We start from the raw sequence: 13,174 nt of genomic DNA on the forward strand, positions 1-13,174 counted from the left end.
GACTAATCAGGAACCCTCCCTGATGGTGTCCGGTCCATGTCCGAATCCCGCTACCCCCTGGAAGTCCGCACGCTGATCCTGTTGCTGGTGCTGGTGACCCTGGCCTTCGGCTGGATACTGCTGCCGTTCTATGGGGCGGTGTTCTGGGCGGTGGTGCTGGCGGTGGTGTTCAGCCCGCTGCAACGGCGGCTGGCGCTGCGGATCGGCGGGCGCGGCAACCTGTCGGCGCTGATCACCTTGAGCGTCTGCCTGCTGGTGGCGATCCTGCCGGTGTTCTGCATTGCTGCGCTGCTGGTGCAGCAGGGCGCCGATATCTACCAGCGACTGGATTCGGGCGAGCTGGATGTCGGTGTCTACGTGGCGCGGGTGCGCGAGGTGCTGCCGGCGGTTCTCCAACATCAGCTCGACCGTTTCGGTCTCAATGATTTCGATGGCCTGCGTGACCGCATCGTCAGCGGTGCCATGCAGGGCAGCCAGTTCATCGCCACCCAGGCCTTCTCCATCGGCCAGGACACCTTCCAGGTGGTGATCGGTTTCTTCCTCATGCTCTACCTGCTGTTCTTCTTCCTGCGGGACGGCCTGGACATCGTCCGTGGCATCCGCATGGCGGTGCCCCTGGCCGACCACCACAAGCGCCGCCTGCAGATCAAGTTCACCCGGGTGGTGCGGGCCACGGTGAAGGGCAACGTGGTGGTGGCGGCCATCCAGGGCACCCTGGGCGGGCTGATCTTCTGGGTGCTGGACATCCCCAGCGCGTTGCTCTGGGGCGTGCTGATGGCGTTTCTCTCGCTGCTGCCGGCGGTGGGCTCGGGGATCATCTGGGCACCGGTGGCCGCCTACCTGCTGCTGTCCGGCAACACCTGGCAGGGCGTGGTGCTGGCGGTATTCGGCGTGCTGGTGATCGGCATGGTGGACAACGTGCTGCGCCCGATCCTGGTGGGCAAGGACACGCGCATGCCGGACTACCTGGTGCTGCTCTCCACCCTGGGCGGGCTCTCGCTGTTCGGCCTGAATGGCTTCGTCATCGGCCCGCTGATCGCGGCGCTGTTCATGGCCAGCTGGGACCTGTTCACCAGCACCCGCAAGCAGGTCAGGCTGCCTTGAGGGCGGCCCTCAGCTGAGGATCTGGCGAAAGGTCAGGCTGATGCGCGGGCCGGCCGCTTCCACCCGGGGAATGGCGTGCAGCCAGTGGGCCTGGACGGCCTGGTCCATGTACAGCAGCGAACCCGGTACCAGCTCCCAGGTGACTTCATGGCGCCTGTCGGCCTTGTTGCGGAAATGGATGGGGCGGGTGCTGCCCAGGGAGAGGATGGCGACGCCGGTGTCCGCTGCCAGCCCGGTGCAGTCGTCGGAATGGAAGCCCATGGAGGACTGACCGTCGCCATAGAGGTTGAGCAGGCAGTTGTTGGGCCGGAAACCCAGGCGCTGGTGCAGCCGCTCGCACAGGGGTTGGAGGACGTCCGGCAGCGGGGTGGCGGGGTAGTCGATCTGCGAGTAGTTGTAGGCCACGCCGTAGCTGGCGGTGCGCCGGGCGCGCATCCGTGTATCCCACTCGACGCTGGCCATCAGTTGCTGGAAGAGCGCGTCCGGGGCATCGAGGAAGTGCGGGTCGAACAACAGGTCGGGTGTGTCGTGCATGGGCGGCATCCTTGCTGGAGGGAGGATTCTATGCCGAGGACGGGCGTCATGTATCGGCGGGTTTACCCAGTCTTTACCGAGCGCTGACCGACGCCGCCGGCCCCGCTGCCGATAATGCCGGCTCCCTTCCCTGGTCTTCTCTCGGCTATCGCCATGCCCAATCCCCGTTCCCGTCGTTCGCGTTTTTCCTTACTGCCGTTGCCCCTGGCCATCGCCCTTGCGCTGGGCGCCTGTTCCAGCCCGCCGGAAAAGCCCCAGGACCAGGTGGCCGCCATCCAGGCGGCGCGCCAGGGCGGCTATGTGCCGATAGCCGGGCCGGTGCAGGGCTGGGATGCCACCTGGACGCTGGGCCAACAGCCACTTGAGGTGAGCTGGCTGGCGCCGGCCGGTGAACATGGCGCGGCACCGCTGATCCTCTACCTGCCGGGGCTGGGAGAGTCGGCCCGTTCCGGCGAGCTCTGGCGTCGCGCCTGGGCCGAGGCGGGTTACGCGGTGCTGTCGATCCAGATGCCGCAGCAGGGGCGCGCGCTGTATTCCAGTGGCGACGCCCAGGCCGGGGCCTTCCGCAAGCTGGCCCAGGATAATTACTCCCAGGCGTCCCTCAGGCAGCGCATCACCCTGGCCCAGGCGGCACTGGCCGAGGCGGCGAAACGCGGCCGGGCGGGCGACCCCGCGCTGGCGGGGGTGGACTGGGACAACTGGATGGTGGCCGGCTTCGATCTGGGGGCGCAGACCGCCGCCGCGCTGGTCGGTGAGCACGGCAACGGCGAAGCGCGGCTTTCCGCCCTCAGGCCCAAGGCGGCGATCCTGCTCAGCCCCTATGTGGAAAGCAGCTACGACACCGATCGCTTCACCCATATCGATGTGCCGGTGCTGAGCATCAGCGGGCCGCGCGACGAAGACCCCTTCAGCTGGATTCCCTCGCCCCAGCAGCGCCAGGTGCTCTGGCGTGGGCTGCAGGTGAACGACAGCTACCTGCTGACCCTGATCGAGGCCGATCACGCGTTGCTGGGGGGCGAACTGCCACGCCCGATGGGCGGGCCGGGGCACGGTGGCGAGCGTGGCGGGCCGGGTGGCGGCATGGCGCGGCCACTGGCTTTCAATGAGGGCGGTGGTGAGGGACGCCGAGGTGGCCCCGGTGAAGGCCCGGGCGGTCGCCATGACGGCCGCAAGCCTGGCACCGGCGGTGGCATACGCGAGCACTTCGACCCTCGGCAAGCCGCTTATGTGCAGGCAGTGACCTTGGCATTTCTCGATTCGCGCCTGCGCCGTGCGGCGGCTGCAAGCCAGTGGCTGGACCAGAACGCGGCGACCTGGCTGGGCCACGGCGCCTGGCTGGAGAAGAAGAACCCCTGACCGCTGCGGCGGGGGAGGGGAGCACTCGCGCACTTCCTGCTCCCGGAAAAGAAAAAACCCGGCCTAGGCCGGGTTTTTCAGTGCAGCGGCTGGCTTCAGTGAGCCAGGGCCACCAGGCCGGAGTGCTGCACCAGGTCCAGCAGCGGCTGAGGGTAGACGCCGAGGAAGAACGCCAGCAGGGCGACGAACAGCAGCATGATGCCGCCGGCGCGTTGCGCCCAGTGCAGGTCGGCGTCATGGCGGCGCAGGTTGGGCTCCACCAGGAACAGGGTGACCATCACTCGCAGGTAGTAGAAGACGCCGATGGCGCTGCCCAGGACCATCACGCCCAGCAGCAGCCACAGGCCCGACTCGACGCCGGCGGCGATGACGAAGAACTTGCCGATGAAGCCTGCGGTGAGCGGGATACCGGCGAGCGACAGCATCATCACGGTGAGCACCGCGGTCAGGTACGGGCGGCGCCAGAACAGGCCGCGGTATTCGTACAGGGCGTCGCAGTCACGGCCGTTGTACGGGGTGGACATCAGGGTCACCACGCCAAAGGCGCCGAGGCTGGTCAGCACGTAGGTGGCCAGGTAGACGCCGATGGCTTCCACGGCCATGCCCTTGCTGGCGATCAGTGCGATCAGCAGGTAGCCGAAGTGGGCGATGGAGGAGTAGCCCAGCAGGCGCTTGATGTTGTTCTGCACCAGCGCGAGCAGGTTGCCGAAGAGGATCGAAGCGATGGCGATAGCGCCCAGCAGGTCGTTCAACCAGCCGCCGGCGGTGGCCGGGGAGATCTGGTACAGGCGCAGCAGCACGGCGAACACGGCGACCTTGCTGGCGGTGGCCAGGAAGGCCGAGACCGGTGCCGGAGCACCTTCGTACACGTCCGGGGTCCAGAGGTGGAAGGGCACCAGGGACAGCTTGAACGCCAGGCCGATCAGCATCATGCCGATGCCGAGGTGGACCAGCATGTTCTGCGCGCCTTCGGCGGAGAACTTCGCGCCGATGCCGGTGAAGCTCAGGGTGCCGGCGTCGGCGTAGAGCAGCGCCATGCCGAACAGCAGGAACGCGGAGCCGGCGGCCGAGAGCACCATGTACTTGATGCCGGCTTCCAGCGAACGCTTGTTGAAGAAGGCGTAGGCGACCATGCCGTAGACCGGCACCGAGAGCAGCTCCAGGCCGATGAACAGGCCGGCCATGTGCTGCGCGGTGACCAGCACCAGGCCGCCGCAGGCCGACAGCAGGATCAGCAGGTACATCTCCTCGCGGTTGCCCGGGTAGCCCTGGCCGGTGTTGCCGCCCAGGTAGGCGTGGATCAGGGTGACGCAGGCGAGGGTCGAAGCCAGCACCAGGCCCATGTAGTAGCAGCCGAAGGTGTCGATCTTCAGGAGCGGGGTGACCTCGATGGGCGTGACGCCCAGGGCCGGGATGATCGCCAGCAGTGCCAGGTTGAGGCCGACCACCGAGAGCCCGAAGGTCAGGGTGTGGTTGCGCTTCCAGGCGATGGCCAGCATCACTACGACGACGGTGGCGCAGGCCACCAGCAGCGGTAGCAGGGCGATCAGGTGTTGAGTCGTGAATTCCACAGCGTGATGTTCCATAACAGCTACCGGGCCGAGGCGAGTTGGGTGAAGGCTGCATCCAGCCACTGATGCACGCCGTGCATGCTAGCGGCGGAGGTGTCCAGCACCGGTTGCGGGTAGACGCCCAGGAGGATCAGCAGGACGGCGAGGCCGAGCACCATGATCAGCTCGCGGGGCTTGAGGGCCTGCAGCGGGGTGTCGGACTTGGCCGGGCCGAAGTAGGCGCGGTGAATCATGATCAGCGAGTAGACCGAGCCGAACACCAGGCCGGTGGCGGCGATCACGGTGACCCAGGTTGCCTTCTGGAACGAGCCGACCAGGATCAGGAACTCGCCGACGAAGTTGCCGGTGCCGGGCAGGCCGAGGGCCGCTGCGGCGAAGAACAGGCTGATGGCCGGCAGGTAGGGCATGCGGCTCCAGATGCCACCCATCTCGCGCATGTCACGGGTGTGCAGGCGCTCGTAGAGCTGGCCGCAGAGGATGAACAGCGCCGCGGCGGAAAGGCCGTGGGCCATCATCTGCACCACCGCGCCCTGCAGGGCGATCTGGCTGCCGGAGTAGATGGCGATGAGCACGAAGCCCATGTGCGACACACTGGAGAAGGCCACCAGGCGCTTGATGTCGGTCTGGGCGAAGGACAGCAGGGCACCGTAGATGATGGCGAACACGCCGAGCCAGTGGGCGATGGGCGCGAACTCGGCCGATGCATGGGGGAACAGCGGCAGGGCGAAGCGCATCAGGCCATAGGCGGCGGTCTTCAGCAGGATGCCGGCGAGGTCCACGGAGCCCGCGGTCGGGGCCTGGGCGTGGGCGTCGGGCAGCCAGGAGTGGAACGGCACCACCGGGAACTTCACCGCGAAGGCGATGAAGAAGCCGAGCATCAGCAGGTATTCGGCGGTCGGGGTGAGCTGGACCTTGAGCAGGTCGGCGTAGTTGAAGGTCATCACGCCGGTGTTGTTGTAGTTGATCAACACCAGGCTGAGGATGGCCACCAGCATCACCAGGCCGCTGGCCTGGGTGAAGATGAAGAACTTGGTGGCGGCAGTGATGCGGGTCTTGCCCTTGCTGCCGCTGTGACCCCAGAGCGCGATGAGGAAGTACATCGGCACCAGCATCATTTCCCAGAAGAAGAAGAACAGGAACAGGTCGACGGCGAGGAACACACCGACGACGCCGCCCAGGATCCACATCAGGTTCAGGTGGAAGAAGCCGACGCGGTTCTGGATCTCGTTCCAGGAGCAGAGCACGGACAGCACACCGAGCAGACCGGTGAGGGTGACCATCAGCACCGACAGGCCATCCATCGCGAGGTGGATGGTGATGCCGAAACGCTCGATCCACTGCACCTTGAACTCGTGCGCCCATACGGGGCCGGCTTCAGGGGAGGGGGCCAGGGTGAAGTCACCGGTTGCCCACAGCCAGAGGCCGAGGCCGAACAGCAGGGACATGGTCAGCAGCGCGATCCAGCGCGGCAAGGTGTTGCCGAAGCGCTCACCTTGCCAGCACAGCAGGCCGCCGATGAAGGGGATCAGGATTAGCCAGGGCAGAATCATGACGGGCTGGTTTCCTTAAGAAGATTCAAGTCAGCAACACGGCGCCGAGCACGAGCACGGCTCCGCCGACCAGGGATACTGCGTACCAGCGCAATTGGCCGGTCTGGCTGCTGCTCAGCAGGCCGTTGCCGCCCCGCACGATGCGCGGGATCAGGCCGATGCCGGAGTCGATCGGGTCATGGCCGAGCAGGCGGGTGATGAGCAGGTAAGGCTTGACGAAGAGCTTGTCGTAGATCCAGTCGAAGCCCCAGGCGGCGAACCACCAGGCACCGAGGAAGCGGCCCGGCGCGCTCTGGGCGACGGCGCTGACGAAGCGGCGCTTGCCGAGGAAGAGCAGGGCGGCCAGGAGGATACCCGCCAGTGCGATGGCACCCGAGGCGATCTCCAGGCTGTGCTGGGCTTCGCCACCGGCATGGCCGACGCTTTCCGGCAGGACGCCAGCCAGCGGCGGGGTGATCAGCGCGCCGATGAAGGTGGACAGCACGATCAGCACCGACAGCGGCAGCCAATGGGCTACGCCGTGGCCCGCATGGGCTTCGGTCTTGGCCTCGCCATGGAAGGCGATGAAGATCAGGCGGAAGGTGTAGATCGAGGTCAGGAAGGCACCGGCCAGGCCCGCGTAGAGCAGCCACTGGTGACCACTGGCGAAGGCTTCCCAGAGGATCTCGTCCTTGGAGTAGAAACCGGCGGTGACCAGGGGCAGTGCAGCCAGGGCCGCGCCGCCGACCAGGAAGCTGGCATAGGCCAGCGGCAGCTTCTTCCACAGGCCGCCCATCTTGAAGATGTTCTGCTCGTGGTGGCAGGCGTTGATCACCGCACCGGAGGCGAGGAACAGCAGGGCCTTGAAGAAGGCGTGGGTCATCAGGTGGAAGATCGCCGCGTCCCATGCGCCAACGCCCAGGGCGAGGAACATGTAGCCGATCTGGCTCATGGTGGAGTAGGCGAGGATGCGCTTGATGTCGGTCTGCACCAGCGCGGCGAAGCCGGCCAGTACCAGGGTGACGCCACCGACGATGCCGACCAGCTCGAGGATCTCGGGGGTCAGTAGGAACAGGCCGTGGGTACGGGCGATCAGGTAGACGCCCGCGGTCACCATGGTGGCCGCGTGGATCAGTGCGGAAACCGGGGTCGGGCCCGCCATAGCGTCGGCCAGCCAGGTCTGCAGCGGCAGTTGGGCGGACTTGCCCACGGCGCCGCCGAGCAGCATCAGGGTGGCGATCCACAGCCAGGCGTCGCCGGCGACGTATTTCTGCGGGGCCAGCACCATCAGCTCCTGGATGTTCAGGGTGCCCAGGTGCATGAACAGCAGGAACAGGCCGATGGCCATGAACACGTCGCCAATGCGGGTGACGATGAAGGCCTTGAGCGCGGCGTTGCCGTTGTTCGGGTTGCTGTAATAGAAGCCGATCAGCAGGTAGGAGCAGAGGCCCACGCCTTCCCAGCCGAAGTACAGGAACAGCAGGTTATCGCCGAGCACCAGGAACAGCATGCTGGTGATGAACAGGTTGGTGTAGGAGAAGAAGCGCGAATAGCCCTCCTCACCACGCATGTACCAGGAGGCGAACAGGTGGATCAGGAAGCCGACGCCGGTGACCACACCCAGCATGGTCAGCGAGAGGCCGTCCAGGTACAGGGTGAAGCTGGGTGCGAAGCCGTCGACGTTCATCCACTGCCAGAGCACCTGGGTGTAGACGCCACCTTCCGGCGGGGCGACGTTGAACTGGAAGATGATCCAGGCCGTGGTCAGTGCCGAGAGGCCAACGGAGCCCACGCCGATGACGGCGGAGGTGTTTTCGGAGAAGCGCCCGCGGGAGAACGACAGGATCAGCCAGCCGAGCAACGGGAAGAGGAAAGTCAGGAATAGAAGGTTCATCCGCGCATCTCGCTGGCAGCGTCGATATCGAGGGTGTGGAAGCGGCGATACAGCTGCAGCAGGATGGCCAGGCCAATGCTGGCCTCGGCGGCTGCGAGGGTGATCACCAGAATGAACATGATCTGGCCGTCGGCCTGGGCCCAGCGGGCACCGGCGACGACGAAGGCCAGGGCGGCGGCGTTCATCATCACTTCAAGGCTCATCAGCACGAAGAGGATGTTGCGGCGCACCATCAGGCCGACCAGCCCGAGGCCGAACAGCATGCCGGCGACGGCGAGGCCATGTTCCAGGGGGATTGCTTGCAGCATGGCGTTACTCCTTCGCTTCGTGGCGGCCGAGGTGGTAGGCCGCGACCAGGGCTGCCAAAAGCAGCATGGAGGCGAGTTCGACGGCCAGCAGGTAAGGGCCGAACAGGCTGATACCTACTGCCTTGGCGTCTACCGTGGTCTGGCCGATGGTGGCGCCGCTGCTCTGGCTGAACAGCACATAGAGCAGTTCGGCCAGCAGGGCCAGGGACAGCGCCGAAGGGCCGACCCAGATGCCGGGCTTGAGCCACTTGCGCTCCTGCTCGACGATGGCTGGGCCAAGGTTGAGCATCATCACCACGAAGACGAACAGCACCATGATGGCGCCGGCGTAGACGATGATTTCCAGGGCGCCGGCGAAGGGCGCCCCGAGTGCGAAGAAGCACATCGAGACGGCCAGCAGGGAAATGATGAGGTAGAGCAGCGCATGCACCGGGTTGGTGTTGGTGACCACCCGCAGGGTGGAAACAACAGCGACGCCTGCGGCGAAATAGAAAGCGAATTCCACGCACGTCTCCTTAGGGCAGCAGGCTCTTCACGTTGATCGGCTCGGCTTCGTTCTGCGCGGCGCCTTTCGGCTTGCCGGCAATGGCCATGCCGGCCACGCGATAGAAGTTGTAGTCGGGGTTCTTGCCGGGGCCGGAAATCAGCAGGTCTTCCTTCTCGTAGACCAGGTCCTGGCGCTTGTACTCGCCCATCTCGAAATCCGGGGTCAGCTGGATCGCGGTGGTGGGGCAGGCTTCTTCGCACAGGCCGCAGAAGATGCAGCGGGAGAAGTTGATACGGAAGAACTCGGGGTACCAGCGGCCGTCTTCGGTCTCGGCCTTCTGCAGCGAGATGCAGCCGACCGGGCAGGCCACGGCGCACAGGTTGCAGGCTACGCAACGCTCTTCGCCGTCGGGATCACGGGTCAGCACGATGCGGCCACGGTAGCGCGGCGGCAGGTACACGGGCTCTTCGGGGTATTGCAGGGTGTCACGCTTGCGGAAGCCGTGGGAGAACACCATCACCAGGCTGCGCAGCTGGGTGAAGGTGCCGACCACCACGTCGTAGATGTACTTGATCATGGTCTTTCTCCTTACTGGGCCGTGGCCAGCACGACGGCGCCGGTCACCAGCAGGTTGATCAGGGTCAGCGGGAGGCAGAACTTCCAGCTGAAGGCCATCACCTGGTCATAGCGCGGACGCGGGATCGACGCGCGGAGCAGGATGAACAGCATGATGAAGAAGGCAGTCTTCAGGGCGAACCAGATGAACGGGATTTGCGGCAGGATGCCGAAGGGGCCGTGCCAGCCGCCGAAGAACAGGGTCACCAGCAGCGCGGACACCAGCACGATGCCGATGTACTCGCCGACGAAGAACATGCCCCATTTCATGCCGGCGTATTCGATGTGGTAGCCGTCGGCCAGTTCCTGTTCCGCTTCCGGCTGGTCGAACGGGTGACGGTGGGTCACGGCGACGCCGGCGATGAAGAAGGTACAGAAGCCGAAGAACTGCGGAATGATGAACCACAGGTGCTGAGCCTGGTATTCGACGATGTCGCGCATGTTGAACGAGCCGACCTGGGCGACGATGCCCATCAGCGACAGGGCCAGGAACACCTCGTAGGAGACGGTCTGGGCCGAGGCGCGCAGGCTGCCGAGCAGGGCGAACTTGTTGTTGCTCGACCAGCCGGCGAAAAGCACCGCGTACACGGTGATACCGGCCATGGCGAAGAAGAACAGGATGCCGATGTTCAGGTCTGCCACACCCCAGGTGGGGGTGATCGGGACCACGGCGAAGGCGATGAGCAGGGCGCTCATGGCGATCACCGGCGCCAGGGTGAAGATCACCTTGTCGGCGAAGGGCGGGGTCCAGTCTTCCTTGAAGAACATCTTCAGCATGTCGGCGGCGATCTGGAACATGCCGAACGGGCCGACGCGGTTGGGACCGTAGCGGTCCTGCCACCAGCCCAGCAGGCGTCGTTCGACGAAGCTGAGCAGGGCGCCGCAGACGACCACGGCGAGCAGGATGACGATGGCCTTGACCACCGCGATGATGACGTCGATCACCTCGGGAGTGAGCCAGCTCATTGCGCGGCCTCCTGCAGCAGGGTCACGGTGGCGCCAGCGATGGCACCCGGGATACCCGGCAGGCCGGCGGGCAGGCCCACCAGGCCGGCGGCCAGTTCTTCACGGATCTGAAGCGGCAGGCGCAGGGCCTGGCCCTTGACTCGCAGGGCCAGCATGGCGCCGTCGTTCACGCCCAGGCGATCCGCCTCGGACTTGGCCAGGGCCACGTAGGGCTCGGGCATGCGCTCCTGGATCGGTGCGGCACGGGAGGAGTTTTCCTCGCTGCCGAACAGGTGGTGGAAGGGAACCACCTGCCAGGTGCCCTGGGCCGGGTTGAACGGAGCGGCGACGGCGAACCAGGGTAGGGTGGCGCCCTTGGCTTCGATCAGGCGCACGCCCGGATCGCCGGCACGCAGGTGACCGCCGACTTCGTCCTGGAACTTGTTCCAGGCCTGGGGCGAGTTCCAGCCCGGGGACCAGGCGAACGGAATCTGCTGACGGGGTTCGGCGCTGCCGGCATAGCCTTCCATGGAGAAGGCGAAGGGCGAGTCCTTGTCCTGCGGCTGACGTGGCTCGTGCACGCTGATGTTGGCGCGCATGGCGGTACGGCCGCTGTAGCGGTGCGGTTCGCGGGCCAGCTTCAGGCCCTTGATGCGGAACGAGGCGCTGGGCGCGGCGTCACGGATCGAAGCCAGCAGGCTGCTGCTGTCGGCGACGGCGGCAGTGACCTGGTCGAGCTGGGTCCAGTCGACGGACTTGCCTTCCAGGGTGCTGTGCAGGGCGTGCAGCCAGCGCCAGCCCTCGCGCACCAGGATGTTGGCGTCGTAATAGGTCGGGTCGTAGACCTGGAAGAAGCGCTGGGCGCGGCCTTCCTGGCTGACCAGGGTGCCGTCGCCTTCGGCGAAGCTGGCGGCCGGCAGCACCAGGTGGGCGCGCTCGACGGTGGCGGTCTGCTGGTGGTCGGCGACGATCACCACCTGGGCGGCGGCGAGGGCGGCGTCGACCTTGGCGGCGTCGGCACGGCGGTAGAGGTCGTTCTCCAGTACCACTACTGCGTCGGCCTGGCCGGCCGTCAGGGCTTCCAGGGCGGCGTCCACGGATTTCCCACCGAGCTCTTCACCCAGGAGCAGGGCGAGGCCCATGCTGTTGGCTTCCGGCACCACCAGGCTGATGGAGCCGTTCTTCTCACGGTTCTTCAGCGCGCTGGCGATGTTGGCGGCTGCTTCGATCAGGGCCTTTTCGCCCAGGGACGCGCCGGAGACGATCAGCGGGCGCTTGGCGGCGAGGAGGGCGTCGGCGATGGCCTTGACCAGTTCGGCGGCTTCGCTGTCCAGGCCTTCAACGGCCGGTGCACTCGGGTCGATGGCGTGGGCCACGGCGAAGCCGATGCGGGCGAGGTCAGCCGGGGCGGCGTGCACGCACTGGGTGGCGACGTCGTCGAGGCGGGTCTCGGTGGTGCTGGCGATGAACAGCGGGTTGAGCGCGTCCTGGGCGACGTTCTGTACGGCCGCCATGTGCCAGTCCTGGATCTTCATCGAGGCGGCGATGTCGGTGGCCTTGCCCTTGACCGACTGGCGCAGGGCCAGGGCGACGCGCGCGGCGGTCTGGGTCAGGTCTTCGCCGAGGACGAACACGGCATCGTGGCTTTCGATGTCGCGCAGGGTCGGTACCGGCAGCGGGCCGTTCTGCAGGATGTCGCGGATCAGGCGGATGTTTTCCAGCTCACCCGCGGCGATGCCGGAGTAGTAGTTGGCTTCGCCTACCAGTTCACGCAGGGCGAAGTTGGATTCCAGGCTGGCGCGGGGCGAGCCGATGCCGATCACGCGCTTGCCCTTGAGCAGTTCGGCGGCCTTGTCCAGGGCGGCGTCGAGGCCGAGCTTCTGGCTGCCGAACAGCGGTTGGCGCGGGCGGTCTTCACGGTTGACGTAGCCGTAGCCGAAACGGCCGCGGTCGCAAAGGAAGTACTGGTTCACCGAGCCGTTGAAGCGGTTCTCGATACGGCGGATTTCGCCATAGCGCTCACCGGGGCTGATGTTGCAGCCGCTGGAGCAGCCGTGGCAGATGCTCGGGGCGAACTGCATGTCCCACTTGCGGTTGTAGCGCTCGGAGTGGGTCTTGTCGGTGAATACGCCGGTCGGGCAGACCTCGACCAGGTTGCCGGAGAATTCGCTCTCGAGGGTGCCGTCCTCGACACGTCCGAAGTAGACGTTGTCGTGGGCGCCGTAGACGCCGAGGTCGGTGCCGCCGGCGTAGTCCTTGTAGTAGCGCACGCAACGGTAGCAGGCGATGCAGCGGTTCATTTCATGGGAAATGAACGGGCCGAGCTGCTGGTTCTGGTGGGTGCGCTTGGTGAAGCGGTACCGGCGCTCGTTGTGGCCGGTCATCACCGTCATGTCCTGCAGGTGGCAGTGGCCGCCTTCCTCGCACACGGGGCAGTCGTGCGGGTGGTTGGTCATCAGCCATTCGACGACGCTGGCGCGGAATTGCTTGGCCTCTTCGTCGTCGATGGAAATCCAGGAGTTGTCGGTGGCGGGGGTCATGCAGGACATGACCAGGCGGCCGCGCTTGTCGTTTTCGTCGGTGTACTGCTTGACCGCACACTGGCGGCAGGCGCCGACGCTACCGAGCGCCGGGTGCCAGCAGAAGTAGGGGATGTCGAGTCCGAGGGACAGACAGGCCTGCAGGAGGTTGTCTGCACCATCGACTTCGAGCGTCTTGCCGTCTACGTGGATAGTGGCCATGGTTCAGTCTTCATCTGCCCGTTTGACCGGGCGTGGCTAATGGAATCAGGTTGCGATCGGGGCCGCTTGTGGCGGCCGCCAACCGGCGGA

At 66.1% G+C, this 13,174-nt stretch carries 11 protein-coding genes; 2 read left to right on the forward strand and 9 right to left on the reverse strand.

Features of this window, described 5'->3' with window-relative positions:
* Positions 1 to 36 precede the first annotated feature (36 nt).
* Positions 37 to 1,104: an AI-2E family transporter gene (locus PI990_RS13775; RefSeq protein WP_271660981.1), complete on the forward strand. Its 1,068-nt coding sequence runs from the start codon at positions 37 to 39 to the stop codon at positions 1,102 to 1,104.
* 9 nt (positions 1,105 to 1,113) lie between these two features.
* On the opposite strand, the gene PI990_RS13780 is transcribed toward PI990_RS13775, so the two are convergent.
* Positions 1,114 to 1,638, reverse strand: a complete 525-nt coding sequence (locus tag PI990_RS13780; protein WP_271660982.1) for an alpha-ketoglutarate-dependent dioxygenase AlkB family protein — start codon at positions 1,636 to 1,638, stop codon at positions 1,114 to 1,116.
* A gap of 153 nt (positions 1,639 to 1,791) precedes the next feature.
* On the opposite strand from PI990_RS13780, the gene PI990_RS13785 reads away from it, so the two are divergent.
* Positions 1,792 to 2,994, forward strand: coding sequence for an alpha/beta hydrolase family protein (locus PI990_RS13785; RefSeq protein ID WP_271660983.1), 1,203 nt, complete (start codon positions 1,792 to 1,794; stop codon positions 2,992 to 2,994).
* 95 nt (positions 2,995 to 3,089) lie between these two features.
* On the opposite strand, the gene nuoN is transcribed toward PI990_RS13785, so the two are convergent.
* From nuoN to nuoG, 8 genes are read right to left on the reverse strand one after another with little or no spacing between them, the layout of a single operon-like run.
* Complete coding sequence (gene nuoN / locus PI990_RS13790) at positions 3,090 to 4,565, reverse strand: NADH-quinone oxidoreductase subunit NuoN (protein WP_021219047.1); 1,476 nt, start codon at positions 4,563 to 4,565, stop codon at positions 3,090 to 3,092.
* A 20-nt stretch (positions 4,566 to 4,585) separates the two neighbouring features.
* Entirely contained in the window at positions 4,586 to 6,115 is a 1,530-nt protein-coding gene (nuoM, locus tag PI990_RS13795) for an NADH-quinone oxidoreductase subunit M (protein ID WP_043241691.1), read from the reverse strand.
* A 25-nt stretch (positions 6,116 to 6,140) separates the two neighbouring features.
* Positions 6,141 to 7,988, reverse strand: a complete 1,848-nt coding sequence (gene nuoL, locus PI990_RS13800) for an NADH-quinone oxidoreductase subunit L (protein ID WP_271660984.1) — start codon at positions 7,986 to 7,988, stop codon at positions 6,141 to 6,143.
* Positions 7,985 to 8,293 (reverse strand): NADH-quinone oxidoreductase subunit NuoK, encoded by a 309-nt coding sequence (gene nuoK / locus PI990_RS13805; RefSeq protein ID WP_031287559.1) that lies wholly within the window; start codon positions 8,291 to 8,293, stop codon positions 7,985 to 7,987. The genes nuoL and nuoK overlap by 4 nt, the downstream gene beginning before the upstream one ends.
* 7 nt (positions 8,294 to 8,300) lie before the next feature.
* Positions 8,301 to 8,801, reverse strand: coding sequence for an NADH-quinone oxidoreductase subunit J (gene nuoJ / locus PI990_RS13810; RefSeq protein ID WP_021219043.1), 501 nt, complete (start codon positions 8,799 to 8,801; stop codon positions 8,301 to 8,303).
* 10 nt (positions 8,802 to 8,811) lie between these two features.
* Positions 8,812 to 9,360, reverse strand: coding sequence for an NADH-quinone oxidoreductase subunit NuoI (gene nuoI, locus PI990_RS13815; protein WP_021219042.1), 549 nt, complete (start codon positions 9,358 to 9,360; stop codon positions 8,812 to 8,814).
* 11 nt (positions 9,361 to 9,371) lie between these two features.
* On the reverse strand, positions 9,372 to 10,364 hold the full coding sequence (gene nuoH / locus PI990_RS13820) for an NADH-quinone oxidoreductase subunit NuoH (protein WP_184490278.1): 993 nt from the start codon (positions 10,362 to 10,364) through the stop codon (positions 9,372 to 9,374).
* Positions 10,361 to 13,084 (reverse strand): NADH-quinone oxidoreductase subunit NuoG, encoded by a 2,724-nt coding sequence (gene nuoG / locus PI990_RS13825; RefSeq protein ID WP_271660985.1) that lies wholly within the window; start codon positions 13,082 to 13,084, stop codon positions 10,361 to 10,363. The genes nuoH and nuoG overlap by 4 nt, the downstream gene beginning before the upstream one ends.
* Positions 13,085 to 13,174: the final 90 nt, after the last annotated feature.

The sequence above is a fragment of the Pseudomonas sp. TUM22785 genome, assembly GCF_028198105.1.
Classification (GTDB): domain Bacteria; phylum Pseudomonadota; class Gammaproteobacteria; order Pseudomonadales; family Pseudomonadaceae; genus Metapseudomonas; species Metapseudomonas solani.